Raw genomic sequence first — 25,965 nt, 5'->3', positions numbered from 1 at the left:
CAACTCCGCGCTTGCCGCCCGCGGCGTCAGCCCGTCAACCTCCAATTCCATAAGAACGACAAGACCAGGAAGCGCCCCCCGATGACCGCCGCCGTCACCCCCGGCGTCGAGAGCGCCACTGCGCCCGACCACGCCCCGCCGTTCTCCCGCGCCTACACCCGCTATGCGATGGGGCTGCTGCTCGGCATCTACATCGTCAACTTCCTGGACCGGCAGGTGATCAACATCCTGGCCGAGCCGATCAAGCGCGACCTCGGCCTGTCCGACACGGCCCTGGGCCTGATGAGCGGCCTGGCCTTCGCCCTCTTCTACACCGTGCTCGGCATCCCGCTGGCGCGCCTGGCCGAGCGCAAGAACCGGGCCTACATCATCGGCGGCTCGGTGGCCGTCTGGTCGGGCTTCACCGCGCTCTGCGCCACCGCCGGCAACTTCTGGCAGCTCGTGCTCTACCGGATCGGCGTCGGCGTCGGCGAGGCCGGCTGCACCCCGCCCGCCCACTCGCTGATCGTCGACTACGTGCCCAAGGAGAAGCGCTCCTCGGCCCTGGCGTTCTACTCGATGGGCACCCCGCTCGGCAGCCTGCTGGGCCTGGTCCTGGGCGGGCTGATCGCCGACGCCTACGGCTGGCGGATGGCCTTCCTGGTGGCGGGCCTGCCCGGCATCGTCTTCGCGATCCTGGCCTTCACCACCCTGAAGGAGCCGCGCCGCATCCTCGCCCGCCACGCCGAGCAGGTGAAGGCCGCCCAGGCCACCTTCGGCGAGACGGTGCGCTACCTCACCGCCAAGCCCACCTTCTGGCTGATCGCCCTCGGCGCCGCCATCAAGGCGTTCATCGGCTACGGCCACGCCCCCTTCACCGCCAGCTTCTTCCTGCGCGTGCACGAGGGCGAGATCGCCGCCCTGGCCGCCGGCTTCGGCCTCGGCCCCGTCGGCTTCCTGGGCCTGGCGCTCGGGATCATCGCCGGCGTCGGCGGCGCGCTCGGGGCCTGGCTCGGCGGCTGGATCGCCGATGCGGTGGGCAAGACCAACGTCGGCAACCACATGGTCACCCCGGCCATCGCCAGCCTCGCGGGCGTGCCCGTCTACTGCGCCGCGGTGCTGGTGGATTCCGCGCTCGTGGCGCTGGCCCTGCTCACCCTCAGCTACTTCCTGGGGACCATGTGGTACGGCCCGGTCTACGGCACAGCCCAGTCGATCGTGCCGCCGCACATGCGGGCCACCGGCGCGGCCATCCTGCTGTTCATCGTCAACCTCGTGGGCCTGGGCCTGGGCCCCCTCGCGGTGGGCGCCCTCTCCGACTGGCTGAACGTCGGCCAGGGCCTCGGCTCGGCCGAGGGCATCCGCTGGGCCCTCATCGCCGCCGCCTGCACCGGCGTCCTGGCCTTCCTCGGCTTCTGGCTCGCCCGCCGCACCCTCCCCGTCGACTCCGTCTCGTAAGCCCCCCTCACGTCCACCCCTCCGGGTCCGACGGCGCCGCGTTCCACCCCGCCCGGCGCCGCTCGGCCGCCTCGGGATCCTCCTCCAGCGCCTTCAGCCGGCGCGCCGTCGCCTCGCCGTCCGACGGCGGGATCCACGGCCCCGGCTCCTCCATCACCGGCGTGCGGGTCTCGGGGTCGGGGTACCAGCTCACCACCCGCTTCCAGCCGCGCGCGTCCACCTCCAGCGAGAACCGGCGCATGCACATCACCGTCATCTCGGGCGGCTCGGCCGGGCTCGTCGCCTTCAGCCCGCCCCAGGTCCTGGGCCCCAGCTTGGCGGCGTACCAGCGCAGGTGCTCCAGCCGCACCTTGGCCAGGAACGCGGTGTCGGGCGTCGCCGCCTTGGCCAGCTCCCAGCCCTCGGCCGCCAGGGCGTCGGCCTGCACCTCGCGCGCCAGCCGGTAGGCCTCGGCGAACTGCGGCTCGCGCGCCAGCCAGGCGTACACCGTCGAGGCCGCCGGCATCTGCGGGTCGCGGCAGATGGCCGACAGCGCCTCCCCGCCGCACAGCCGCACGAAGATCGCCTCGGCCGTCTCGCGGCAGTAGCCGCAGGGCCGCCCGATCGCCGAGCCCCGCCCCGCCTCGATCCGCGCCGCCTCGATGGCGCGCCGGAACAGCCCCCGCTGCGCCATCCACTTCGTCACCGTGCGCACGTTCGGCATCCCGGGCTCGCGGCACATGCCGCGCAGGGTCTCCCCCTTCCGCGTCCGGGCCAGCACCTGCCGCGCCATCCCCGGCGACCAGCGCACCCGCGCCCCCGCCGCTCGCCCCGCCGCCCTCCCCGGAACTTCTGCGCCCATCCCAGCCTCCCCGCCCCGCTTCGCCTCGGCGAAAACGAAAAAAGGCGCCCCCCCAGGACGTACCCGGGGAGCGCGCCGCTCTCCCACGCCAGGGCGCGCGCGGAGCGCGGGGAATCCCTTCCCACGCCCCTCCGCCCGCCGACCCGGCGCCAGCTCCAAACCTGTCCGAAAACCCGCCGCCGCGCCTATCCGGCCGGCCGCTCAGCCCACCCGCTCAGGCCAACCCCTCAGGCCGGCCCCGCGCGCACCTGCGACGACTGCCACAAACCCTGCCAGAAACGCGCGCAAATGTCAAGAACAAAAACAGAACACCCCCCGCTCCTCCCCCATCGGGGGAGGGGGACCGCGAAGCGGTGGAGGGGGCCGGCCCCATCCGCCGAGCCCACCGGCAAGGCCCCTCACCCTGCCCCGCCCCCTCCTCTCCCCCGGCCGCCCCGCGCCAGAGAGGGAGAGGGTGAGGAGCGACCACGGAGAAGCCTATGAAGCACCCGCTCGTTGTCGCAGAGGACGCGGCCGGCCAACGGTCTGACGCTTGTCCGCTCGTGACTGAGGCTGTGTAAGAACTCAGAGGCCTTGAAAGATCGACGCCGCCCACAGCGCCATGGCGATCACAAAGAAGGCTCTGGCAAGCAGAACAGCGAGCGACAATGCCTTGTCGTTGAGTTGCCGATGATGCCCTCCCCAGATCCAAAGGAAGGCGGCGCCGGTGAAGAACCCGGTTGTGGAAGGAAGCGCGGTCTTGGCGCCGGGCGTAGAGCGTAGCCGCTCTGCCCTCCACCACGCCCAGAACATCGCCCCGCAGTAGGCCAGCACCGAGAAGACGGCGAGGCGGAAGAGGTCAAAGGCGAACATCGCGTCCCCGTCGCGGCAGAGCTTAAGCGTGTGGGAATATACTCTTGTACGCAACGGCGGAGACTGCATGAACCGGCGAAGCAGCTCAGACTCCTGACATCACGGTGTCGGAGGCGCGGGAATGAGCCGCTTCGTCGAGGGTGCGCCCCATTCGCTCCTGACGAGCGATCGGCCCCTCATCTCAACGCACGGCTGGAAGGACCCGCGCGCGGCGCTACTATTTCCGCTGTCGCCGACCAAGCTGTTCGTCGCCACCAATGGCAGAGAGCAGACTGCAAGGCTCCTGCAGCGAAATTCCCCGAATGCGCTGGTGCGGTACGTCAACGATCAGATCGCCCGCTGCGCCGTGGACTTCGTGATCGGGACGAATGACTCCCAGCTGCCGTTCGTCGAGCGACGCTTGCGCAATTTCGGTGAAGAACCGATCCCGGGTCCCATTGGAAAGGGACAGCCGAACTGCCCTAGCTAGAGAATCCGCCGTCTGCGCATCGCTGGCGACAACTCCGCCTCGGCAGTCGAGTAGTTGCCCGCGCGAATGTCCGGATTTGAGCGGCAGGAGAACGTCCGCTTCTCTAATCGGGCATGGGGGTCAAGCTCCTGATGGCTTGATGGCCGGCGGTCGTTCACGCGGGTCACGCTTCTCTTCGCAGTCTGGTGGCTCCTGTTGAGCGGAGCCGCTGCACGCATGCATGGGATCAGGGTCTGGAGAGCCTCGCTCTTGGGCGCGCTCTGAGGCGCAGCAGACATTTTCGGCTTCATCCATCCCGTCGTCCGCGTGGGACGATCCGGCCAGTGTCGGATCTGAGGTCTGGTCAGGTCATGCCGCAGCCTCCGATCCGTGCCGGAAGTCGGAGCCGTCGAGCCACATACGGTGGAGCAGGACGGCGAGTTTTCGGGCCACGGCGACGATGGCGCGTCGGCGGCCTTTGGCCTTCATCAGGCGCATGCCCCAGGCCTTGAGCTTGGACCAGGCGATGGAGCGCATGAGCATAGCGTTCGCGGCCGCGTAGAGGGCGGCCCGCACGTCGGCGTCTCCAGCGTGGGAGATGCGGCCCGGGTTGTCCTTCTCGCCGCTTTGGAAACGCCTCGGCGTCAGCCCGAAGTGGGCGCCGACAGTGCGCGAGCTCTTAAAGCGGGAAGGGTCGTCAACAGCCGCCTTGAAGCTGACGGCAGTGATCTCGCCGACGCCCGGCACACCCATGAAGCGGCGGCACACCGCATCTTCGTGGGCGGCCTGACGAACGCGCCGGTCAAGCTGCAGGAACGTATCGAAGAGTGTCTGCCGCGCCTCGAGCATCGGCAGCAGCGCGTGGCTTAGTCCTGCGTCATTGATGATGATGTCCCGCACCGCGCGATCGAAGGCTCCCCGCGAGAGCCGCATAGGCAGCTTGACGCCGAAGACCTTCAGGACGCCCCGGATTTCGTTCTCCAAGTCGATGCACTTGCGCTGCATCACCTTGCGGCTCGTGAGCAGGGCCCGCGTGTACAGGCTCTCCTGGCTCTTCACGTGGACCCGGCTGTACCAGCCGGACCGGAGGATCTGGGCGATGCCGCGGGCGTCGTGCCGGTCGGTCTTATTGCGCATCGCCGAGAGCGCTGCGCTCACCTGGCGAGCCTCCATGCAGATGACGTCGTACCCCGCCTCGGCCAGACCTGCGGCCAGGTGATGCGATAGATTTCCTGCTTCGAGGCCCACCTGGTGGATCGGCGAACCAAACTCCTGCAGGCACCGGATCAGGTCCGACAGCTCGGACGAGACCGAGCGCTCCAGCCTGACCTTGCCGGCCTCGTCGATGATGCAGATCGCCACCGAACGCAGCGACACATCCAGTGCAGCGTAGAACATCTTCGTCTCCCTTCTGCCCCGGCTCCGCCGAGACACTACTGGGAGCTCACCCCTCGCAGGGCTGCCCGATTACGCATGCTCCTGGCGCACAGCAGACTGCGGTCTCTCTTGTTCCGGCGCCTTGGCGCAGGAAGAGGCCGCCGGGCGCCGCGCCCCTCGCCCCGCCCCCACCCTGCGAGTGACGCGCACTTTCAACCTCGACCGGTTCGGAAACTGAACTAAAAGGGCCCGCCCGACGGCGCTCGCCCCTGCCGCCCGCGCCGGCCCCTTCGCCGCCCCGCCCCACTCCCAGCCCCCCGCTCTCCCCAGTCCCAGTCCGCGTCCCAGTCCGCGTCCCAGTAGCGTTCGAGTAAGCGTCCATGACCATCCCCAACGTCACCACCGTCTCCGCCGCCACGCCGAACGGCGCGTACAAGGCGGGCGACACCATCCTGATCGAGGTGACCTTCGACCGGCCGGTCGACGTGACCGGAACCCCGGTCCTGGCGCTCTCGAGCGGCGGCTCGGCGAGCTACGTGGAGGGCGGCGGCGGCGCGGCCCTGACCTTCAGCTACACCGTCCAGGCGGGCGACACGGCGGCCGACCTCGACTACGCCTCGACCGGCGCCCTGACGCTCCCGGGCGGCGCTTCGATCAAGGACGCGGGCGGCGCCGACGACGCCGACCTCGCCCTGCCGGCGCCGGGCGGGCCGGGCTCGCTGGGCGCCGCCGCGGCCATCGTCCTCGACACCACCGCGCCGACCGTCGCGATCACCGCCGGCGCCGGCGCCCTCGCCGCGGGCCAGACCACCACCCTCACCTTCACCTTCAGCGAGGCGCCGGGCGCGAGCTTCACCGCCGCCGACGTCGCCGTCTCGGGCGGGACCCTCAGCGGCTTCGACGGCTCGGGAACGGTCTACAGCGCCACCTTCACGCCGAGCGCCGCCTTCACGGGCGCGGCCAGCGTCACCGTCACGGCGGGCAGCTACGCCGACGCCGCCGGCAACCTCGGCGCCGGGGGCGCCACGCCGACGCTGACGGTCGACACCCAGCGGCCCGCCCTGGCCAGCGGCATCGCCATCTCGGACACCGCGCTGAAGATCGGCGACACCGCGACCGTCACCTTCACCTTCACCGAGGCGGTGAGCGGCTTCACGGTCGACGACGTCGTCGTCCCCAACGGCGCGCTCAGCGACCTCGCCAGCGGCGACGGGATCACCTGGACCGCCACCCTGACGCCCGGGACCGGCGTGACCGACGCCGCCAACGTCCTGACCCTGGACTACACCGGCCTCGTCGACGGGGCCGGCAACGCCGGCTCCGGCACGGTCTCCTCCGGCCCCTACGCCGTGGACACGATCCGCCCGTCCCTGGCCAGCGGCATCGCCATCTCGGACACCGCGCTGGAGATCGGCGACACCGCGACCGTCACCTTCACCTTCACCGAGGCGGTGAGCGGCTTCACGGTCGACGACGTCGTCGTCCCCAACGGCGCGCTCAGCGACCTCGCCAGCGGCGACGGCGGGATCACCTGGACCGCCACCCTGACGCCCGCCGCGGGCGTCTCCGACGCGACCAACGTCCTGACCCTGGACTACACCGGCGTCGCCGATGCGGCCGGCAACGCCGGCTCCGGCTCGGTCTCCTCCGGCGCCTACGCCGTGGCCACCCTGTCGCCGCCGACGGCGACGGTCGGCCTCAGCGACGCCGCGCTCGGTCCGGGCGAGACGGCCACGATCACCTTCACCTTCTCGCGGGCGGTCACCGGCTTCACCCTCGCCGACGTCACCGCCCCGAACGGCGCGCTCTCGAACCTGACCACCGCCGACAACATCACCTGGACGGCCACCTTCACGCCCGCCGCCGGCGTCTCCGACGCCACCAACGTCATCACCGTGGACCTCACGGGGGTGGAGGGCGGCGCCGGCAATCCCGGCGTCGGCGCCGCCACCTCGGCCAACTACACGGTCGCGACCGCGCCCGCCCCCGAACCGGAACCCGACCCCGCGCCCCCCGCCCCGCCGCCGGTCACCGTGATCCAGCCGTCCGTTCCCGGCGGCTTCGGCGAGATCCACGGCAGCGACGCCGGCAACCTGATCGACGTGGCCTCGCTCGTCACCACGTCGGGCGGCGCCATCGTGCTCGCGGGCGGCGGCGCCGACACCGTGGTGGGCGGCTTCGGGACCGACTACCTGCACGGGGGGACCGGCTCCGACACCGTCCTGGCCGGCGCCGGCCTGGACACCGTCCGCGGCGGCATGGGCGAGGACTTCCTGCACGGCAACGTCGGCGACGACGTCCTCTTCGGCGACCTCGGCGACGACACCCTCCACGGCGGCCAGGGCGCCGATGTGGTCCAGGGCGGCCTCGGGGCCGACACCCTCCTCGGCGACCTCGGCGACGACGTCGTCCGCGGCGGCCAGGGCGACGATCTGATCCTCGGCGGGGACGGCGACGACTTCATCTCGGGCGACCGGGGCGCCGACACCCTGTTCGGCGGGGCCGGCGCCGACACCTTCCACAGCTTCGGCGCGGCGGGGATCGACGTCATCGCCGATTTCGACGCCGCCCAGGGCGACCGCCTGCGCCTGGACCCCGGAACCGCCTACACCGTGCGTCAGGCCGGGTCGGACACGCTGGTCGACCTCGAGGGCGGCGCCCAGGTGCGGCTGGTCGGCGTGCAGCTCTCGAGCCTGCCCGAGGGCTGGATCGTCTGAGCACGGGCGGGGGGCTTCGGCGCCGGCCGAGCCCCCTTCCCCACCGCTGCGGAACCTGCCTAACCTGCCGCCCGACACAGACCGCCCCAGAGGGCGGCGCATACCGGGGGAGCAGCACGCCCATGGCCACGTCCACGACCGCGCCCCCCGGGGCTTCTGGGGCTCCCGGGGCTCCCGTCGCCGCCCCCCACTTCACGCCGTTCTACAGGTCCACGGTGCTGTGGCTGCTGGTGGTGGCCTACACCTTCAACTTCATCGACCGGACGATCATCTCGACGATCGGCCAGGCGATCAAAGAGGACCTGAAGCTCACCGACCAGCAGCTGGGCTGGCTGGGCGGGCTGTCGTTCGCCCTGCTCTACACCACCCTCGGCATCCCGATCGCGCGCCTGGCCGAGCGCTGGAACCGGGTGAACATCATCTCGATCGCCATCGTGATCTGGTCGGGCTTCACGGCCCTGTGCGGCCTGGCGACCAGCTACCTGCAGCTCCTGCTGTTCCGCGTGGGCGTGGGCGTGGGCGAGGCGGGGCTGTCGCCGCCGGCGCACAGCCTGATCAGCGACTATTTCGAGCCGCGCGCGCGGGCCTCGGCCCTGTCGATCTACTCGCTGGGCATCCCGTTCGGCACCATGTTCGGCGCCATCGCCGGCGGCTGGATCGCCCAGAACGTCAGCTGGCAGGCGGCCTTCATGCTGGTGGGCCTGCCCGGCGTGCTGATCGCCATCGCCATCAAGCTGGTGGTGAAGGAGCCGCCGAGGGGCTGGGCCGACCGGCGGCTGGCCGAGCAGGCGGCGGCGGAGAGCGCCGAGAGCGCCGAGAGCCCCGGCGCGCTGGGACGCGAGGCCTCGGAGGCCGGGGCGCCGAACCCGCCGCTGTCGTCGGGGGAGGCGGAGGCGGTGAAGCCGCCCTCGATCCTGGCGGTGACGAAGCGGCTGTTCGGCTCGTGGGGCCTCTTCCACATGGGCGCGGGGATGACCCTGGCCAGCTTCGCCGGCTACGGGGCCGGCGCGTTCGTGCCGCCCTACTTCATCCGCCAGTTCGGCATGGACCTGGCGACCGTGGGCCTGATCGTGGGCCTGGTGTCGGGGGTGGCGAACGGGGCCGGCACGCTGATGGGCGGCTTCCTGACCGACTTCGCCAGCCGGCGCAGCGCGCGCTGGTACGCCCTGGTGCCGGCGATCGGGCTCCTGGTCGCCACGCCGCTGTACCTGGTGGCGTTCACCGCCGCGGACTGGCGGGTGACGGTGGCGGTGTGGATGGCCGCGGGCCTGCTGCACTACACCTACCTGGGGCCCACGTTCGGGGTGGTGCAGAACGCCATGGACGTGCGGATGCGGGCGACGGCGGTGGCGATGCTGCTGTTCGTGGTCAACCTGATCGCGCTGGGGTTCGGCCCGCCGTTCACCGGCTGGCTGATCGACGTGCTGGCCCAGGGGGCGTGGGCGGACGGCGGCGGCGCAGGGGCCTTCACGGCGGCCTGCCCGGGCGGCGTCGGGCCCGCGGGCGCGGCGGCCGGCGTCGATGCGGCCTGCAAGGCGGCGATGGCGGCGGGGACCCAGGGCGGCGTCGTCGGCACGACGCTGATCTACGCCTGGGCCGGGCTGCACTACCTGCTGGCCGCCATCACCCTGCCGCGGGACATAGCGCGCGCCCGGCAAGGTCAGATTTGACATCCGGCCGGCGCGCCCTCATTCCCGGGGCATGATCCCCCGCTACACCCGCAAGGAAGCCGCCGACGTCTGGGCGCCCCAGACCCGCTTCAAGATCATGTTCGAAATCGAGGCCCACGCCGCCGACAAGATGGCCGAGCTGGGCGTCATCCCCCGTGAGGCGGCGCGGGTGATCTGGGAGAAGGGCCGCAACGCGGTCTGGAACCCCGACCGGATCGACGAGATCGAGCGCGAGGTGAAGCACGACGTCATCGCCTTCCTCACCCACGTGACCGAGGTGGTGGGGCCGGAAGCCCGCTTCCTGCACCAGGGCATGACCAGCTCGGACGTCAACGACACCACCCTGGCGGTGCAGCTGGTGCGGGCGACCGACCTGCTGCTCGAGGACGTGGACCTGGTGCTGGCGGCGCTGAAGCGCCGGGCCCTGGAGCACCGGATGACCCCCTGCGTCGGGCGCAGCCACGGCATCCACGCCGAGCCGACCACCTTCGGCCTGAAGCTCGCCGGCCACTACGCCGAGTTCCAGCGCGCGAAGGAGCGGCTGGCCATGGCGAAGTTCGAGATCGCCACCTGCGCCATCTCGGGCGCGGTCGGCACCTTCGCCAACGTGGCCCCGGAGGTCGAGGCCTATGTCGCCGACAAGCTGGGCCTGGCGGTGGAGCCCGTCTCGACCCAGGTGATCCCGCGCGACCGGCACGCGGCCTATTTCGCGGCCCTGGCCGTGGTGGCCAGCTCGATCGAGCGCCTGGCCGTCGAGATCCGCCACCTGCAGCGCACCGAGGTGCTGGAGGCCGAGGAGCCGTTCGACCCGGGCCAGAAGGGCTCGAGCGCCATGCCGCACAAGCGCAACCCGATCCTGACCGAGAACCTGACCGGCCTGGCCCGCCTCGTCCGCTCGGCCGTGACGCCGGCCATGGAGAACGTGGCGCTGTGGCACGAGCGGGACATCTCGCACTCGTCGGTCGAGCGCGGCATCTGCCCGGACGCCACGGTCCACCTCGACTTCGCCCTGCGCCGGCTGGCCGGCGTGGTCGAGCGGCTGGTGGTCTACCCCGAAAACATGGCGAAGAACCTCGACCGCCTCGGCGGCCTGGTGCACTCCCAGCGGGTGCTGCTGGCCCTGACCCAGAAGGGGCTCAGCCGCGAGGCCAGCTACGCGGCCGTCCAGCGCAACGCCATGAAGGTCTGGCGCGGCGAGGGCGACTTCCTGGGCTTCCTGAAGGCCGACCCCGAGGTCACGCTGTCGGACGCCGAGCTCGAGCCGCTGTTCGACCTCGGCTACCACTTCAAGCACGTGGACACCGTCTTCGCCCGGGTGTTCGGCGAACAAGGGAGCTTGACCGCCGCCGCGTAACCCAGCGTCACTTCCCTCGGATCGAGGGAGGACGACGATGGACATGCAAGGCATCCTGGCGCGCCAGAAGGCCGCTCACCTGCGGGACGGCGCGCCGACGGCGGAGGAGCGGATCAACCGCATCGACCGCTGCATCCGCCTCCTGATCGAGAACCGGACGGCGATCGAGGACGCGCTCAATCAGGACTTCGGCTCCCGCTCGCGCGAGGCCACGGCCTTCACCGACGTCTCGGGCTCGATCGGCCCGCTGAAGCACGCCAAGGCCCACCTGCGGAAGTGGATGCGGCCCGAGAAGCGCAAGACCACCCCGGCGATCCTGGGCCTGTTCGGCGCCAAGGCCGAGGTCCGCTACCAGCCCAAGGGCGTGGTCGGCGTGATCAGCCCCTGGAACTTCCCGGTGAACCTGACCTTCGCCCCCCTCGCCGGCATCCTGGCCGCCGGCAACCGGGCGATGATCAAGCCGTCGGAGTACACCCCCGCCACCTCCGAGCTCCTGAAGACCATGTTCGGCTCGGCGTTCTCGGAGGAGGAGATCGCCGTGATCACCGGCGGGCCCGAGGTGGGCGAGGCCTTCTCGCGCCTGGCCTTCGACCACCTGATCTTCACGGGCGCCACGAACATCGCCCGTCACGTGATGCGGGCCGCGGCCGAGAACCTGGTGCCGCTGACGCTGGAGCTGGGCGGCAAGAGCCCGGTGATCCTGGGCCAGTCGGCGGACCTCGGGGTCGCCGCCGCACGGATCATGAACGGCAAGACCCTGAACGCCGGCCAGATCTGCCTGGCGCCCGACTACGTCCTGGCTCCGGCGGACAAGATGGAGGGCTTCGTCGACGCCGCCCGCAAGTCGGTGTCGAAGATGTTCCCGACCATCAAGGACAACCCCGACTACACCTCCATCGTCGCCCAGCGGCACTACGAGCGGATCATGGGCTACGTCGAGGACGCCCGCGCCAAGGGCGCCCGCGTGGTCGAGCTGAAGCCCGAGAACGAGGACCTGACCCAGCAGGAGCACCGCAAGATCGCCCCCACGCTGATCCTCGAGCCCACCGACGACATGAAGGTGATGCAGGAGGAGATCTTCGGCCCCGTGCTGCCGGTGAAGAGCTACCGCAGCCTGGACGAGGCGATCGGCTACGTGAACGGCAAGGACCGGCCCCTCGGCCTCTACTACTTCGGCGACGACGCCGCCGAACGGGAGAAGGTGCTGGCCTCGACGACGCCGGGCGGGGTGACCGTCAACGACGTGATCTTCCACGTCGCCCAGGAGGAGCTGCCCTTCGGCGGCATCGGCCCCTCGGGCATGGGCAGCTACCACGGCCTCGACGGCTTCCGCGAGTTCAGCCACCGCAAGGCGATCTTCACCCAGATCAAGAAGGACATCGGCCCGCTGCAGGCCATGCGCCCGCCTTACGGCCCGGCGATCCGCAAGTACCTCGACGGCCAGATGAAGGCCTGACCCTTCCGGAAAAGCAAAAGGGCGCGCCTTCCGGCGCGCCCTTTCTGATTCCGCGATGTGCGGCGCTGCTAGTTGCCGGACTTCACGCTCTCGCGCGCCTGGGCCAGCAGCTCGGCCATCTTCATGCGGACCTCGCCCTCGGTGATCGAGACGCCCGCGCCCTTCAGGTCCTCGAAGACCTTGCGCAGCACGTCCTCGTCGCCGGGCAGCTCGAAGTCCGACTTCACCACCGCCTTGGCGTATTCCTCGACGTTCGACAGGCCCATGAGCCCGGCCGCCCATTGCCCCAGCGCCTTGTTGCGACGCGCGTGGGCTTTGAACTCCTGCTCCTGGTCGAGGGCGAACTTCTTCTCGAAGCCCTGCTCGCGTTCGTCGAAGGTGGTCATCACGTCCTTGGGGTCAGCATCACGAAGCGGGCGTTCCCATATCGCTTGCGGGCCGGCGCCGCAATCGAAACAGGCGCCCTCACCAGCCTGTTTGCGCCCCGATGCGGCATCCGCTAATTTTGGCGGGCCTGAATAGGGCGAGAACCCCGAGTCGGACCCCGCGCGCGAGGAATCAGCCGCGCGCGTTTTTCGTTTCACCGACCGGCGCCAACCCTCGCCATGGAGAAGGCTGTTAGATGACCCGCCGTAAGAAGATCTACGAGGGCAAGGCCAAGATCCTCTACGAAGGTCCGGAGCCCGGCACGCTCATTCAGTACTTCAAGGACGACACCACCGCATTCGACGCGACGAAGAAGGCCGTGCTCGAGGGCAAGGGCGTTATCAACAATCGCATCAGCGAATACATCATGACGAAGCTGAACTCGATCGGGGTTCAGAACCACTTCATCAAGCGCCTGAACCTGCGCGAGCAGCTGATCCGGGAAGTCGAGATCATCCCGCTGGAGGTGGTGTGCCGCAACGTGGCCGCCGGCTCACTGTCCAAGCGCTTCGGCCTGCCCGAGGGCCAGGCCCTTCCCCGCTCGATCATCGAGTTCTACCTGAAGGACGACAAGCTCCACGACCCGATGGTCGCCGAGGAGCACATCACCGCCTTCAACTGGGCCTCGACCCAGGAGATCGACGACATGATGGCGCTCACCCTGCGGGTGAACGACTTCCTCACTGGCCTGTTCTCGGGCGTCGGGATCACCCTGGTGGACTTCAAGATCGAGTTCGGCCGCATCTGGGAGAACGACTTCTCGCGGATCATCCTGGCCGACGAGATCAGCCCCGACAGCTGCCGGCTGTGGGACTCCCAGACCAACGAGAAGCTCGACAAGGACCGTTTCCGCCGCGACCTGGGCAATGTCATCGAGAGCTACACCGAGGTTGCCAGGCGGCTCGGCATCATGAAGGAGATGCCCACCGTGATTCAGGGGGGACTCCACTAGTGAAGGCGAAGGTCCACGTTTTCCTGAAGCCCGGCGTCCTCGACGTGCAGGGCAAGGCGGTCGAGCAGGCGCTGCATGGCCTGGGCTGGGGCGGCGTCGAGCACGTCCGAGTCGGCAAGACCATCGAGTTCGACCTGCCCGGCGCCGACCGCGCCGCCGCCGAGGCCGAGGTCAAGGCCATGTGCGAGAAGCTCCTCGCCAACACGGTGATCGAGAGCTACCGGGTGGAGGTGGCGTGAAGCCCCGCGCGGCCGCCCTGATCGCGGCCGCCCCCATCGCGCTCGCCTTCGCGCTCTCCGCCTGCGAGCGCGCCAAGCCGCTGGGCCCCGACCCGGCCGCGCCGAACACCGCCACCGCGTCGCAGGCCCCGGCCACGCCCGCGCGGCCGCCCGCCTGGATCGAATGGCGGGCCGACAAGGACGGCGGCCCACGCTCCTACCAGGCCGGACCGTTCACGGTGACGCTCACCAAGCAGGCATCCGAGGCCGGCCTTCGGCCCCACCTCGCCATTTCCGACGGCAAGGGCGCGCCCCTGAACCTGCCGGGCTCGGGCGGCTCGATGACCACGGCGCAGGCCGAGTTCACGGCGGCGGCGCTGGATCGCCAGTCCGAGGGACAGCAGCTCCTGGTGCGAACCTACACCTACGGGGCCCACTGCTGCTTCGCCTACCAGCTGGTCGAGCGCCAGGAGACCTCGCGAGGCGCGCAGTGGATCGTCCACGATCTCGGGCAGTTCGACGGCGCGGGCATGCCGACGCCGAAAGACGTCGACGGCGACGGCCGGCTCGAGCTGCTCGGCGGCGACCAGCGGTTTCTCTACGCCTTCGCCGCCTACGCCTTCAGCGCCGTCCCGCCCCAGGTCTGGGAGCTGGTCGGCGGCAAGCTCGTCGACGTCTCGGCGGCGCCGCGTTATCGCCCCGCCTTCGAGGCCGATGCGCCCAGCGCCGGCGCCCTCTGCGCCGAGCGCCGGGAGCCGGGCTCCTGCCTGGCCTATGCCGCGACGATGGCCCGGCTCGGCCGCCTTTCCGAAGCCTGGCCGCTGATCGACGCCGCCGATCCGGGCGCCAAGGACCCGTCCGCCGCGATGGAATGCTGGGGCGGGCGCACGCTCTGCCTCGACGACCGGGAGATCCCCGTGGCCTCGTTCCGCGACAAGGTCGAACGCTTCCTGGAACACCTGGACTACCTGCCGGCGCAGGAGGCCGTCCGATGATCCGCGCCGGCGCGGCGCTGCTCGTGCTCGCGCTCGTCGGCTGCGCCCCGGGCGAAGACGAGGCCCCGCCGGCCTACATCGCCCTCGACTGCGGCCAGCCGTTCGAGACCCTGAAGGCCCGGGTCACCGCCCAGCCGCTCACCGCCGCACCCAAGGACCCCGCCGAACCCTACCGGTTCTACTCCAGCCCCGACGGCCGCACGTCGTACCTCGTCACCGAGCCGGGCGCGCCCGGCCACCCGGCGATCATGATGCAGGAGGCCAAGGGGGGCGATGTGATCACCACCGGCTGTCCCTACGGCGACAAGGCCGGCTACGACGAGCTCCACGCCTATCTCGACGGCCTCAAGACCTGGCGGCGCAAATGAGCGCGCTTGACGTAGAGGCCCGGCTCGACCACCTGAGACGCCCATGACCAAAGCCGCCGTCATCGTCTTCCCCGGCTCCAACTGCGACCGGGACTGCAAGGTCGCCATCGAGCGCGCCACGGGCGCCCGGGTCGACATGGTCTGGCACGGGGAGACCGAGCTTCCCTCGGGCGTGGACCTGATCGTCCTGCCGGGCGGGTTCTCGTACGGCGACTACCTGCGCTGCGGCGCCATGGCGGCGCTCTCGCCGATCATGCCCGAGGTGAAGGCCGCGGCCGAACGTGGCGTCGCCACCGTGGGCATCTGCAACGGCTTCCAGGTCCTGTGCGAGGCGGGCCTGCTGCCCGGCGCCCTGCTGCGCAACGAGAAGCTCAAGTACGTCTGCAAGCCGGTGGAGCTGGAGGTGGTCAATTCCCAGACCCGCTTCACCGCCGGCTACCAGGGCCGCCGCCAGGCCGTGATGACCGTGGGCAACGGCGAGGGCAACTTCTTCGCCGACGAGGCCACGCTGGACCGGCTGGAGGGCGAGGGCCAGGTGGTGTTCCGCTACGCCGACAATCCCAACGGCTCGGCGCGCGACATCGCCGGCATCGTCAACGCGCGCGGCAACGTGCTGGGCATGATGCCCCACCCCGACCGAGCGTTCGAGGCCGAGCTCGGGTCGGCGGACGGCGCCATCCTCTTCCAGAGCGCCCTCGCCAGCGCCTGACGGCCGCGCTAGCGTCCCCGGCGTCGAGTTGCCCGGGGACCTCTGCATGACCTTCAAGACCCTGCTGCGCGCGGCCGCCGCCTGCGCCGCCATCGCCCTGCCCGCCCAGGCCCAGACCCCGACCCAGACCCCAACTGGGGCGCCGACGCCCCCGATGACGCCGGACATTCCGGCGACGTTCGCCGCGCCCACCCAGCACTACGACTACGAGAAGCGCACGGTGATGATCCCGATGCGCGACGGGGTGAAGCTGCACACGATCCTTCTGGTCCCCAAGGGCGTGAAGGACGCGCCCATCCTGCTGACGCGGACGCCCTACAACGCCAAGACGCCCAGCGGGCGGTTCAACTCGCCCTACGCCGCCGCGGCCGGGGCCCAGATGGACGAGCCGTTCCTGGCCGACGGCTACATCCGCGCCTACCAGGACGTGCGCGGCAAGTACGGCTCCGAGGGCGATTACGTCCTGACCCGCCCGCTGCGCGGCCCGCTCAACGACACGCCCGTCGACCACGCCACCGACGCCTACGACACCATCGAGTGGCTGGTGAAGAACACGCCGGAGACCAATGGCCGGGTCGGCGTGATCGGCTCCTCCTATCCGGGCTTCACCAGCGCCATGGCGCTCATCGACCCGCACCCGGCGCTGAAGGCGGCCGTGCCGCAGAGCCCGATGATCGACGGCTGGATGGGCGACGACTGGTTCCAGAACGGCGCCTTCCGCCAGACCATGCTCGCCTGGTTCATGCGCCAGATGACCGAGAAGGGCGCCGGTCCCGACCTGCCTCGCGACGCGCTGGACGACTACGAGAACTACCTGCGGGCCGGCAACGCCTGGGACTTCGGCCGACGCGCGGGCCTCGACCAGATCCCGGCCTTCCGCAAGATCGTGGAGCATCCAGCTTACGACGCCTTCTGGCAGAACCAGGCGCTGGACAAGATCCTGGCCAGGCATCCGTTGAAGGTCCCGACGCTGTGGGTCGGCTCGCTGTTCGACCAGGAGGACATCTACGGCGCCGTTCACGCCTACCGCGCCACCGAGGCGAAGGACGCCGGCAACGACATGAACTTCCTGGCGCTCGGCGCCTGGCGGCACTCGGGGGTGAACTACGAGCAGCGCCAGCTGGGGGCGGCGATCAAGCTGCCCGGCGACACCGCCACCGAGTTCCGCCGCAAGGTGCTCAAGCCGTTCCTCGACCAGCACCTGAAGACGAACGGCCCCAAGGCCGACATCGCCCCCGTGACGATCTTCGAGACGGGCTCGATGGAGTGGCGCCGCTACGATCGCTGGCCGCTGGCGTGCGAACGCGGCTGCGCGACGCAGATGCGGCCCCTCTACCTGCAGCCCGGCCTGAAGCTCGGGTTCGAGCCGCCGAAGGGCGCGGCCTATGACGAGTACGTCTCCGACCCCGCCAAGCCCGTGCCGTTCGTGCCCCAGCCGGTGCGGGCGGACGATCCCGACCAGTGGCGCTACTGGCTGGTGTCGGACCAGCGCCACGCGGCCAGCCGCCCCGACGTGCTGACCTACGTCTCCGAGCCCCTGACGACGCCGCTGCAGATCTCGGGCGAGCCGATCGTCAACCTGTTCGCCTCGACCAGCGGGACGGATTCGGACTGGGTCGTGAAGCTGATCGACGTGCATCCGGACGTCGTGCCTTCCGACCTGGCGCTCAGCGGCTACCAGATGCCCATCGCCATGGAGATCTTCCGCGGCCGCTATCGGAACAGCTTCGAGACGCCCTCGCCAGTCCCGGCGGGCAAGGTCCAGACCTACCGTTTCGAGCTTCCGACGGCGAACCACGTCTTCCAGCCGGGCCACCGGATCATGGTGCAGGTGCAGTCCAGCTGGTTCCCGCTCTACGACCGCAACCCGCAGACCTACGTGGAGAACATCTTCTTCGCCCCGCCGGCGGCCTACCGGAAGGCGACCCAGCGCGTGTTCCACACCCGCGGGGCCGCCTCGTCCATCGAGCTGCCGGTCGTCCCGGCGAACTAGCCGCCGGGGAACGGCGCCCCGCCGTCAGACGATCCAGCCGGGGGGCAGGTCGGCCAGGCGGACGCCCGCCAGCGACATCTCGCCCCCGCCGGTCATGCGGATCACCGTATCGGCGCCGACCTGCAGGGCTTCGTAGCCCGTCCCCGCCAGCACGTTCACCCGGTCGCCCTGGGCGAAACTGAAGTCGAGCACCCGGTCGAGGCCGGCGTTCCCGTGGGTGTGGAAGAGGTCGGCCCCCGCCCCGCCGGTGATGGTGTCGCTGCCCATGTCGCCCGAGATCCAGTCGTCGCCGCCGCCCGCGTAGATCAGGTCGTCGCCCTGGCCGCCGCGGACCCAGTCGCTTCCCAGGCCGCCGTGCAGGGTGTCGTCGCCCAGGTTCCCGTAGACGACGTCGTGGCCGCCCTCGCCGTTCAGCAGGTCGTTGCCCTGGCCGCCGACCACCCAGTCGTCGCCCTCCCCGCCCGAGACGGTGTCGTTCCCGAGGTTGCCGTGGGCGTCGTCGAAGCCCGACCCGCCGTAGATTCGGTCGTCGCCGCCCCCGCCGCGCAGGAAGTTCCGTCCGCCGGGATCGCGGATGATCTCGTCGGCGTCCGTGCCGATGAGCCGCGTGTCGCCGAGGTCGCCGGCCAGCTCGCGCGGGCCGGCCGGACCGGCGCCCGGGCCGGCGGCGAGGTCGGAAAGCGCGATCCGCGACCCATCGGCGAAGACCACGACCGAGACGCCCTTCAGGATCGCGTTCTGATTGAGGCCGCTGGTTTCGGTCAGGCGCACGCTGCCGTCGGGGAGCGCCTGCACGGCGTACTGGTCCGCGCGCCCGAGGACATGGACCGTGTCGAACCCGCCCTGGCCGTCGACCACGATGGGATTGCCGGCCGTGCCCACGGCCCGCGTGGCGAGCGCCGCGTTCCAGGCGCCGGGGTCGAAGGTCGTGGCCCCGCCCGCCCCGGACGTCCCGGTCAGCGGCACGCCGTTCACCTGAACGCCGTGGAAGAAGACGTTGCCGCTTCCTTCCGGCGCGATCCGCAGCTGGTCGATCCGCGTCAGGCCCGGCAGCTCGAAGGTGAAGGTCTGGGTCTGGGTGAAGCGCACGCCCTCGCCGTTGACGTAGCCGCTGTCGAGCGGCTTGAGGGCCGCCGTCCCGCGGTCGACGCCGTTGATCCAGATGCGGATCGTCGGCGCCTGGCCGCCGGACAGCGCGCCGGTGACGTCCACCGTGACGGTCGTCTCGAGGCTGTCGGCGAGCCGGGCCGCCTGCGGCGCGTCGGGGCCGTACAGGAAGAGCCGGTCGCCGGCGGCGCTGCCGGTCAGGGCCGCATCGCCCGAGCCGCCGCCTATGGTCGTTTCGCCGCCGAACCAGGCGGTGACCACCGCCTCGGCCAGCTTGCCGTCGATGTTGTAGTTCTGATCGTAGTAGGTCCCGAGGCGGCCGGGGTCGTTGTTGATCAGCCACACGCCCTGCAGCCAGGCGGGCTTGCTCACGGCCCAGGTCTCGAAGAAGGCCTGCCACCAGTCGGCCTGCTCGCCCTGGTCGGCGGCCCGCGCGCCCGTCCCGATGAAGCCGTCCGAGGTGGCGATCCTGTCCGACGCGCCGTCGAAGCTGGGCAGTCCGGTCTCGGTGAAGATCACCGGCTTGCCGACGTGGGCGGCCATCCGCCCGAGGAACTCGACATAGTCCTGCTGCTGGCCGAACACCTGGGCGTCGCGCCAGCCCGCCTTCAGCTCGGCGACGGTGGGATCGGTGTTGCTGGTGAGGCTGGGGAAGACGTCGAAGCCGGCGACGTCCAGCCGGTCCCAGAAGCCGATCTGGGTGATCTCGTTCACCGGCGCGCCGACCGCCACAGGCGCGAGGGCGGCGTAGGTCAGCTGGCCGCCGTAGACGCCGCGCACCGCATCGATGATGTCGTTCCAGTAGGCCGTGTACTGCGGCTTGGTGGCGGCCACCATCTCGTTGCCGATGCTCAGCACGTCCGCGCCCTGGGCCTGGGCCAGCCGCGCCCAGTCCAGGATGTGGGCCTTGTAGGCGGCGAAGAAGGCGTCCGGGTTCGAGATCGTCAGGTCCGGATTGACCATGTTGATCCAGGACGCGCTGTTGTACTGGTCGAAGGCTGGGTCGTGGACGACCAGCTGCGGCTTCAGCACCACCTGCAGCCCCTCGGCCTTGGCGGCGGCGACGGCGCGGCCGACGTCGGCCAGGCTGGCGGTCTGGTTCTGGCCGTTCTCGATCACCTCGCCGATGGCGCCGGTCCGCAGGTCGGCGAGCGCCACGTTGCTGAACACCACGTGGGTCGCGCCGTTCTGTGCGGCCCGGTCGATGAGCTCGACCACGCGGGAGTCGGCGTAGCCGCCGGCGCTGTAGGTCGAGAGCGAGATTCCCTGGACGTTGAAGGATTGCGGCACGGTCTGGCTCCGTCGCGCGAGGCCTCGCGCCCGCAAACCGAGGGGCTCGCGGGATGCGCGGCTGCGCTGTCATTGGGGGGTGACGTTCCTTAAGGACGCGTTTGGCCTGAAGGACGCGATGTGATGGGGCCTCTGGTCGTGTCGGAATCGGGCGTGAAAGTGGCCGCCCGGCGCGCCTTCGCGCGGCGTTCCGACGCAGGCTTGACCGTAACGTGGATCATCGAACGGCGGGCGGGAAAGGGAGCCCTATTCGCTGCGCTCACCTGTCCCGCCGCCGGTGGCGAAAGGAAGGGCGCTGCGCGCGAGCGCAGCGCCCTGTTCTCATGTGCGTCTTGTGCGCGGGGCCGCTAGTGGCGGCCGTCGCGGGTCTGGCGGTTCTGGCCCGTTCTGGTCGCGGCCCGACTGGCCGCCCTGGCCCTCACTCTGGCCCTGACTCTGGCCCTTCTGGCCCTTGTTCATCGCATCGTTGTCGCGCCCGCCGGCCTGCTGCTGACGCTGCTGCTGCTGTTGCTGCCGTTGTTGCTGCTGCTGGTTCTGGTTCATGCCCTGATTGGCCATGGGGATGCTCCCTGCACTGCGGGCGCCGGGCGGGCGCCCTCGCCCCGGACCAACCGGGCGGACCGGCCGGATGTTCCCCCCTATCGCGCTCCCGGCAGAGTCCCGCTAGAAGGCGCCCCATGAGCGCCCAGCCCGCAAAGACCATGGCCGAGAAGGCCGCCGAGTACGGCCTGAAGCCCGAGGAATACGACCTCATCGTCAAGCGCCTGAACCGCGAGCCCAACGACGTGGAGCTGGGCGTGTTCTCGGTGATGTGGTCCGAGCACTGCTCGTACAAGAGCTCGCGCAAGCACCTGGTGAAGTTCCCGACCAAGGGGCCGCGCGTGATCCAGGGGCCGGGCGAGAACGCCGGGGTCATCGACATCGGCGACGGACAAGCCTGCATCTTCAAGATGGAGAGCCACAACCACCCGTCCTACATCGAGCCCTACCAGGGCGCGGCGACGGGCGTCGGCGGCATCATGCGCGACGTCTTCACCATGGGCGCGCGGCCGGTGGCGCTGCTGAACGCCCTGCGGTTCGGCGATCCCGCGCATCCGAAGACGAAGCGCCTGGTCTCGGGCGTGGTCTCCGGCATCGGCGGCTACGGCAACTGCGTGGGCGTGCCCACCGTCGCGGGCGAGACCAACTTCCACCGCGGCTACGACGGCAACATCCTGGTCAACGCCATGTGCGTGGGCCTGGCCGACGCCGACAAGATCTTCTACTCGGCCGCCCCCGCGCCCGGCCTGCCGGTGGTCTACTTCGGCTCCAAGACCGGCCGCGACGGCATCCACGGCGCGACCATGGCCTCGGCCGAGTTCGACGACGCCTCGGAAGAGAAGCGCCCCACCGTCCAGGTGGGCGACCCCTTCGCCGAGAAGCTGCTGATCGAGGCCACGCTGGAGTTGATGGCCTCGGGCGCCGTGGCCGCGATCCAGGACATGGGCGCGGCCGGCCTCACCTCCTCGTCGGTCGAGATGGCCGGCAAGGGCGGCGTCGGCATCGAGCTCGACCTCGACGCCGTGCCCCAGCGCGAGGAGGGCATGACCGCCTACGAGATGATGCTGTCCGAGAGCCAGGAGCGCATGCTGGCGATCCTGAAGCCCGGCCGCGAGGCCGATGGCCACCGCATCTTCCAGAAGTGGGGCCTGGACGCCGCGGTGATCGGCAGGACCACCGACACCGGCCACATCGTGCTGAAGCACCAGGGCCAGGTAGTCTGCGACGTGCCGCTCGCCCCGCTGTCGGACGACGCCCCGCTCTACGACCGCCCCTGGGTCGCCCCCGAGGCCGCGCCCCGGCTCGACCCGGCCGACGTCCCGGCCCCCGGCGACTGGAAGGCCGCGGTGCTCAAGCTGATGAGCGCCCCCGACATGGCCTCCAAGCGCTGGATCTGGGAACAGTACGACCGCCACGTCATGGCCGACACGCTGGAGGATTCGGCCACCGGCGCCGACGCCGGCATCGTGCGCGTCCACGGGACCCGCAAGGCGTTGGCCGTCACCTCCGACTGCACGCCCCGCTACGTCCAGAACGACCCCTACGAGGGCGGCAAGCAGGCCGTCGCCGAGGCCTGGCGCAACGTCACCGCCGTGGGCGCCCTGCCGATCGCCATCACCGACAACCTGAACTTCGGCAACCCCGAGCGGCCCGAGATCATGGGCCAGATCGTGCGCGCCATCGAAGGCATGGCCGAGGCCTGCCGCGAGCTGGACTTCCCGGTCGTGAGCGGCAACGTCAGCCTCTACAACGAGACCAACGGCGTCGCCATTCCCCCCACCCCCACCGTGGGCGGCGTCGGCCTGATCGAGGACTACGCCCACCGCGCCGACTTCTCGAACCTGGCGGCCGGCGAGGCCCTGGTGCTGGTCGGCGAGACCCAGGGCGAACTCGGCGCCTCCATGTACCTGCGCGAGATGCTGGGCCGCGAGGACGGCGCCCCGCCACCGGTGGACCTGGCCGTCGAGCGCCGCCACGGCGCCTTCGTGCGCGAACTGATCCGCACGGACCGGGCCCGGACCGTCCACGACCTCTCCGACGGCGGCCTGATCGCCGCGGCCGCCGAGATGGCCCTGGCCTCGAACGTCGGCGTCACTCTCACCATCGACGGCGCGCCCCACGCGGCCCTCTTCGGCGAGGACCAGGCCCGCTACCTGATCGGGACGGCCGATCCCGAGGCGATCCTCTCGGCGGCGAAGAAGGCCGGCGTGCCGGCCGCCGTCGTGGGTAGGGCCGGCGGCGAGGCCGTGGCGGTCGAGGGCCTCTTCACCCTGCCCCTCGCCGAGCTGCGCCAGGCCCACGAAGGCTGGATGCCGGCCTATATGGGCGACTAGCCGCCCTCCTCCCCCATCGGGGGAGGGCGCAGCCCGACGATCGGCGCCCGGCAAAAAGGGCGCCGTCGGGTCGGGAGGGCGGCAGCCCGACGATCGGCGCCTATCAAGAAGGCCCTGTGACGAGACGCCTCCCCGCCCCGGCTGGCGTTCGCCTCGCCGCCGGGCTAGCAGACCGCCCGATGATCCGCCTCGACAACATCTCCAAGCAGAACGGCCACCAGATCCTGTTCATCGAAGCCTCGATGAGCATCCAGAAGGGCGAGAAGGTCGGGCTGGTCGGCCCCAACGGCGCCGGCAAGACCACCCTGTTCCGCATGATCACCGGCCAGGAGCAGCCCGACGACGGCGTGGTCGCCATCGATCCCGGCCTGACCATCGGCTACTTCAGCCAGGACGTCGGCGAGATGTCGGGCCAGAGCGCCGTCGCCGCGGTGATGGACGGCGTGGGGCCCGTCAGCGCCCTGGCCGCCGAGATGGCCAGGCTCGAGGCGGCGATGGTCGATCCGGCCATGATGGAGCCGGGCCGGGCGGACGAGCTGGACGCCGTCATCCAGCGCTACGGCGAGGTGCAGGGCCGCTTCGAGGAGCTGGACGGCTATGCGCTGGAGGCCCGCGCCCGCGAGGTGCTGGCCGGCCTCAGCTTCAGCCAGGAGCGCATGGACGGCGACGTCGGCCTCCTGTCCGGCGGCTGGAAGATGCGGGTGGCCCTGGCCCGCATCCTCCTGATGCGGCCCGACGGCATGCTGCTGGACGAGCCCAGCAACCACCTCGACCTGGAAAGCCTGATCTGGCTCGAGTCCTTCCTCAAGGGCTACGACGGCGCGCTGCTGATGACCTCGCACGACCGCGCCTTCATGAACCGCATCGTCGGCAAGGTGGTGGAGATCGACGCCGGCCAGCTCATCACCTACTCGGGCGACCTCGACTTCTACGACCAGCAGCGCGCGCTCGGCGAACAGCAGCGCCAGGCGCAGTACGAGCGCCAGCAGGCCATGCTGGCCAAGGAGATCAAGTTCATCGAGCGGTTCAAGGCGCGCGCCAGCCACGCCGCCCAGGTCCAGAGCCGGGTGAAGAAGCTCGACAAGATCGAGCGCGTCGAGCCGCCGCGCCGGCGCCAGCAGGTCCAGTTCGAGTTCCGGAGCCCGCCGCGCTCGGGCGACGACGTGATCAGCCTCAAGGGCGTCCACAAGGGCTACGGCGACCGGCCGATCTACGAGGGCCTGGATTTCCTGGTCCGTCGTAAGGAACGCTGGTGCGTCCTGGGGGCCAACGGCGCCGGCAAGTCCACCCTGCTGAAGCTGGCCGCCGGCGCCGTCGCGCCCGACAAGGGGACCGTCAGCATCGGCGCCAGCGTGAAGATGGGCTACTTCGCCCAGCATTCCATGGACCTGCTGGACGGCGAGGAGACGATCTTCGAATCCCTCGACGGCGCCTTCCCCCATGCCGGCCAGGGCGCGCTGCGCACCCTCGCCGGATGCTTCGGCTTCTCGGGGGACGATGTCGAAAAGCCCTGCCGCGTCCTCTCCGGCGGCGAGAAGGCCCGCCTGATCATGGCCCGGATGCTGTTCGACCCACCGAACCTGCTGGTGCTCGACGAGCCGACCAACCACCTCGACATGGCGACCAAGGAGATGCTGGTCCAGGCCCTGGCGGACTTCGAGGGGACCATGCTCTTCGTCAGCCACGACCGCCACTTCCTGGCGGCCCTGTCCAACCGCGTGCTGGAGCTGACGCCCGAGGGCGTCCATCAGTACGGCGGCGGCTACACCGAATATGTCGCCCGCACGGGCCAGGAAGCCCCGGGGCTGCACCCGGGCGGCTAGGGCCGCCCGGCGCCGGGCTGCGCGACGGTCCGGCGAAAGCGGCGCGGCGGCGCGCCGTACTCGGCCGCGAAGGCGGACACGAAGTTGCTGGCGTGGGCGTAGCCCACCCGCCACGCGATCTCCTTCATCGGCAGGTCTCCGGTCTCCACGAGGCGGCGGGCCTCGGAGAGCCGCGCCAGGCGCAGCGCGCGGTCGGGGCTGGCCCCGTGGAGGGCCTCGAAGGCGTTGAGGAACCGGCGCAGTCCCATCCGCGCGGCCTTGGCGAGCTCGGCGGCCGACGGCGGGTCGCGCAGGTCCCGCACCAGCGCCTCGCGCGCGCCGTGAACCGCCGCGGTCTCGGCGGAGGTGAGCGTCGAGGCGTCGAAGGCCGTCATCTCCGCGCCCAGCACCTCGGTGAGCAGACGCAGGGCCACGGCTTCCCGATGCAGGCGCTGGAGCGACCCGCCAGCCCCGGGCGCGCCGAGCTCGCCGACCAGGGCGCGGGTGGCCGCCTTGATCGGCCGCTCCCGGATCACCGTCTCGCGCGCACGGCTCTCCACGAGCGGGCGCAGGCCCTCGGGGACCTCGCCGTCGAGCAGGGAGGTCAGCAGTTCGGGCGAGACCGCGACGCTGAAGAAGCGGAACGCCTGCGGCCCGGGAAAGCGGAAGACCCCGGCGCGATCCTTGGTGACCAGCAGGGCGGCGCGCCACGGCCTGAACCGGAAGTCCGGATGGTCGGCCGTGGACAGCGTCGCCTGGCCCGAGATCGGCATCCAGACCGAGACGGACGGCGGCGCGTCGCTTTCGCCGGCCACGCGGTGCTCGGTGGGGCCCCGGGTCTCGATGCAGCCCAGGTTCATGTGGAAGCCCGCGCCGAACGTGACCCGCTCGTAGCGGCCGGTCCAGTTGGGCCCGGACATGACCGTGACGCCGTTGGGATCCAGGCGGACCTCGCCCGTCTGATCCACGATGCGCCAGTCCGGCGACTTCATCGGAAAACCACGCCCCACAACCCTGCCGGCAGCATCTCATAAGAAACGACGCGATCCAATAACGCGGGTCCGTGGCGAGGGGGCGCGG

At 70.7% G+C, this 25,965-nt stretch carries 21 protein-coding genes; 14 read left to right on the top strand and 7 right to left on the bottom strand.

The window, feature by feature from the left end; all coding sequences use genetic code 11:
- Positions 1-81: 81 nt before the first annotated feature.
- Complete coding sequence (locus PHZ_RS05600; RefSeq protein WP_012521584.1) at positions 82-1,437, top strand: spinster family MFS transporter; 1,356 nt, start codon at positions 82-84, stop codon at positions 1,435-1,437.
- Positions 1,438-1,444: 7 nt separating this feature from the next.
- Here PHZ_RS05600 and PHZ_RS21510 read toward each other — a convergent pair whose 3' ends face one another.
- On the bottom strand, positions 1,445-2,278 hold the full coding sequence (locus tag PHZ_RS21510; RefSeq protein ID WP_148216799.1) for a terminase small subunit-like protein: 834 nt from the start codon (positions 2,276-2,278) through the stop codon (positions 1,445-1,447).
- A 564-nt stretch (positions 2,279-2,842) separates the two neighbouring features.
- Positions 2,843-3,130, bottom strand: coding sequence for a hypothetical protein (locus PHZ_RS05590; protein WP_148216798.1), 288 nt, complete (start codon positions 3,128-3,130; stop codon positions 2,843-2,845).
- A gap of 121 nt (positions 3,131-3,251) precedes the next feature.
- On the opposite strand from PHZ_RS05590, the gene PHZ_RS22590 reads away from it, so the two are divergent.
- A complete protein-coding gene (locus PHZ_RS22590; protein ID WP_148216797.1) occupies positions 3,252-3,599 on the top strand; it encodes a DUF4238 domain-containing protein in 348 nt (115 codons plus the stop codon).
- Between the two features lie 348 nt (positions 3,600-3,947).
- Here the strand turns inward: PHZ_RS22590 and PHZ_RS05585 are convergent, their stop codons facing one another.
- On the bottom strand, positions 3,948-4,976 hold the full coding sequence (locus PHZ_RS05585; RefSeq protein WP_012521582.1) for an IS110 family RNA-guided transposase: 1,029 nt from the start codon (positions 4,974-4,976) through the stop codon (positions 3,948-3,950).
- 359 nt (positions 4,977-5,335) lie between these two features.
- Here PHZ_RS05585 and PHZ_RS05580 point away from each other — a divergent pair, with 359 nt between their 5' ends.
- The 4 genes from PHZ_RS05580 to PHZ_RS05565 all read left to right on the top strand — a co-directional run bounded on the left by PHZ_RS05580 (position 5,336) and on the right by PHZ_RS05565 (position 12,152).
- Entirely contained in the window at positions 5,336-7,672 is a 2,337-nt protein-coding gene (locus PHZ_RS05580) for an Ig-like domain-containing protein (protein ID WP_049758147.1), read from the top strand.
- A gap of 122 nt (positions 7,673-7,794) precedes the next feature.
- Entirely contained in the window at positions 7,795-9,342 is a 1,548-nt protein-coding gene (locus PHZ_RS05575; protein WP_012521580.1) for a spinster family MFS transporter, read from the top strand.
- A gap of 31 nt (positions 9,343-9,373) precedes the next feature.
- Entirely contained in the window at positions 9,374-10,696 is a 1,323-nt protein-coding gene (purB, locus tag PHZ_RS05570; protein ID WP_012521579.1) for an adenylosuccinate lyase, read from the top strand.
- A 37-nt stretch (positions 10,697-10,733) separates the two neighbouring features.
- On the top strand, positions 10,734-12,152 hold the full coding sequence (locus PHZ_RS05565) for a coniferyl aldehyde dehydrogenase (RefSeq protein ID WP_012521578.1): 1,419 nt from the start codon (positions 10,734-10,736) through the stop codon (positions 12,150-12,152).
- 68 nt (positions 12,153-12,220) lie between these two features.
- On the opposite strand, the gene PHZ_RS05560 is transcribed toward PHZ_RS05565, so the two are convergent.
- On the bottom strand, positions 12,221-12,538 hold the full coding sequence (locus PHZ_RS05560; RefSeq protein ID WP_012521577.1) for a DUF1476 domain-containing protein: 318 nt from the start codon (positions 12,536-12,538) through the stop codon (positions 12,221-12,223).
- A gap of 236 nt (positions 12,539-12,774) precedes the next feature.
- Here PHZ_RS05560 and purC point away from each other — a divergent pair, with 236 nt between their 5' ends.
- Genes purC through PHZ_RS05530 form a run of 6 tightly spaced genes read left to right on the top strand, consistent with a single transcriptional unit; the run spans position 12,775 to position 17,813 of the window.
- Positions 12,775-13,530, top strand: coding sequence for a phosphoribosylaminoimidazolesuccinocarboxamide synthase (gene purC, locus PHZ_RS05555; RefSeq protein WP_012521576.1), 756 nt, complete (start codon positions 12,775-12,777; stop codon positions 13,528-13,530).
- Positions 13,530-13,769 (top strand): phosphoribosylformylglycinamidine synthase subunit PurS, encoded by a 240-nt coding sequence (gene purS, locus PHZ_RS05550; protein WP_012521575.1) that lies wholly within the window; start codon positions 13,530-13,532, stop codon positions 13,767-13,769. The genes purC and purS overlap by 1 nt, the downstream gene beginning before the upstream one ends.
- Positions 13,766-14,743 (top strand): hypothetical protein, encoded by a 978-nt coding sequence (locus PHZ_RS21505; protein WP_012521574.1) that lies wholly within the window; start codon positions 13,766-13,768, stop codon positions 14,741-14,743. Before purS ends, PHZ_RS21505 begins: the two co-directional genes overlap by 4 nt.
- Entirely contained in the window at positions 14,740-15,111 is a 372-nt protein-coding gene (locus PHZ_RS05540) for a hypothetical protein (protein WP_041373251.1), read from the top strand. The genes PHZ_RS21505 and PHZ_RS05540 overlap by 4 nt, the downstream gene beginning before the upstream one ends.
- A gap of 43 nt (positions 15,112-15,154) precedes the next feature.
- Entirely contained in the window at positions 15,155-15,820 is a 666-nt protein-coding gene (gene purQ, locus PHZ_RS05535; RefSeq protein WP_012521573.1) for a phosphoribosylformylglycinamidine synthase subunit PurQ, read from the top strand.
- A gap of 46 nt (positions 15,821-15,866) precedes the next feature.
- Entirely contained in the window at positions 15,867-17,813 is a 1,947-nt protein-coding gene (locus PHZ_RS05530) for a CocE/NonD family hydrolase (RefSeq protein WP_012521572.1), read from the top strand.
- Between the two features lie 24 nt (positions 17,814-17,837).
- On the opposite strand, the gene PHZ_RS23365 is transcribed toward PHZ_RS05530, so the two are convergent.
- Together PHZ_RS23365 and PHZ_RS22580 are read right to left on the bottom strand one after the other, a co-directional pair.
- Positions 17,838-20,210 carry a glycoside hydrolase family 113 gene (locus PHZ_RS23365; protein ID WP_049758146.1) on the bottom strand — a complete coding sequence of 791 codons (2,373 nt, stop codon included), beginning with the start codon at positions 20,208-20,210 and terminating at the stop codon, positions 17,838-17,840.
- Between the two features lie 321 nt (positions 20,211-20,531).
- Entirely contained in the window at positions 20,532-20,768 is a 237-nt protein-coding gene (locus PHZ_RS22580) for a hypothetical protein (RefSeq protein ID WP_148216796.1), read from the bottom strand.
- Positions 20,769-20,887: 119 nt separating this feature from the next.
- Here PHZ_RS22580 and purL point away from each other — a divergent pair, with 119 nt between their 5' ends.
- Complete coding sequence (purL, locus tag PHZ_RS05520) at positions 20,888-23,083, top strand: phosphoribosylformylglycinamidine synthase subunit PurL (RefSeq protein WP_012521570.1); 2,196 nt, start codon at positions 20,888-20,890, stop codon at positions 23,081-23,083.
- Between the two features lie 179 nt (positions 23,084-23,262).
- Complete coding sequence (locus PHZ_RS05515; protein ID WP_012521569.1) at positions 23,263-24,906, top strand: ABC-F family ATP-binding cassette domain-containing protein; 1,644 nt, start codon at positions 23,263-23,265, stop codon at positions 24,904-24,906.
- Here PHZ_RS05515 and PHZ_RS05510 read toward each other — a convergent pair.
- The gene (locus PHZ_RS05510; protein WP_012521568.1) at positions 24,903-25,877 is read right to left on the bottom strand and encodes an AraC family transcriptional regulator; all 975 of its coding nucleotides are present in this window, start codon (positions 25,875-25,877) and stop codon (positions 24,903-24,905) included. The genes PHZ_RS05515 and PHZ_RS05510 overlap by 4 nt on opposite strands.
- Between the last annotated feature and the right edge of the window lie 88 nt (positions 25,878-25,965).

Origin of the sequence: Phenylobacterium zucineum HLK1 (assembly GCF_000017265.1) — a bacterium.
GTDB classification, from domain to species: domain Bacteria; phylum Pseudomonadota; class Alphaproteobacteria; order Caulobacterales; family Caulobacteraceae; genus Phenylobacterium; species Phenylobacterium zucineum.
The sequence above is the reverse complement of the archived record's forward strand: the minus strand, read 5'-3'. Positions and strand labels throughout refer to the sequence as shown.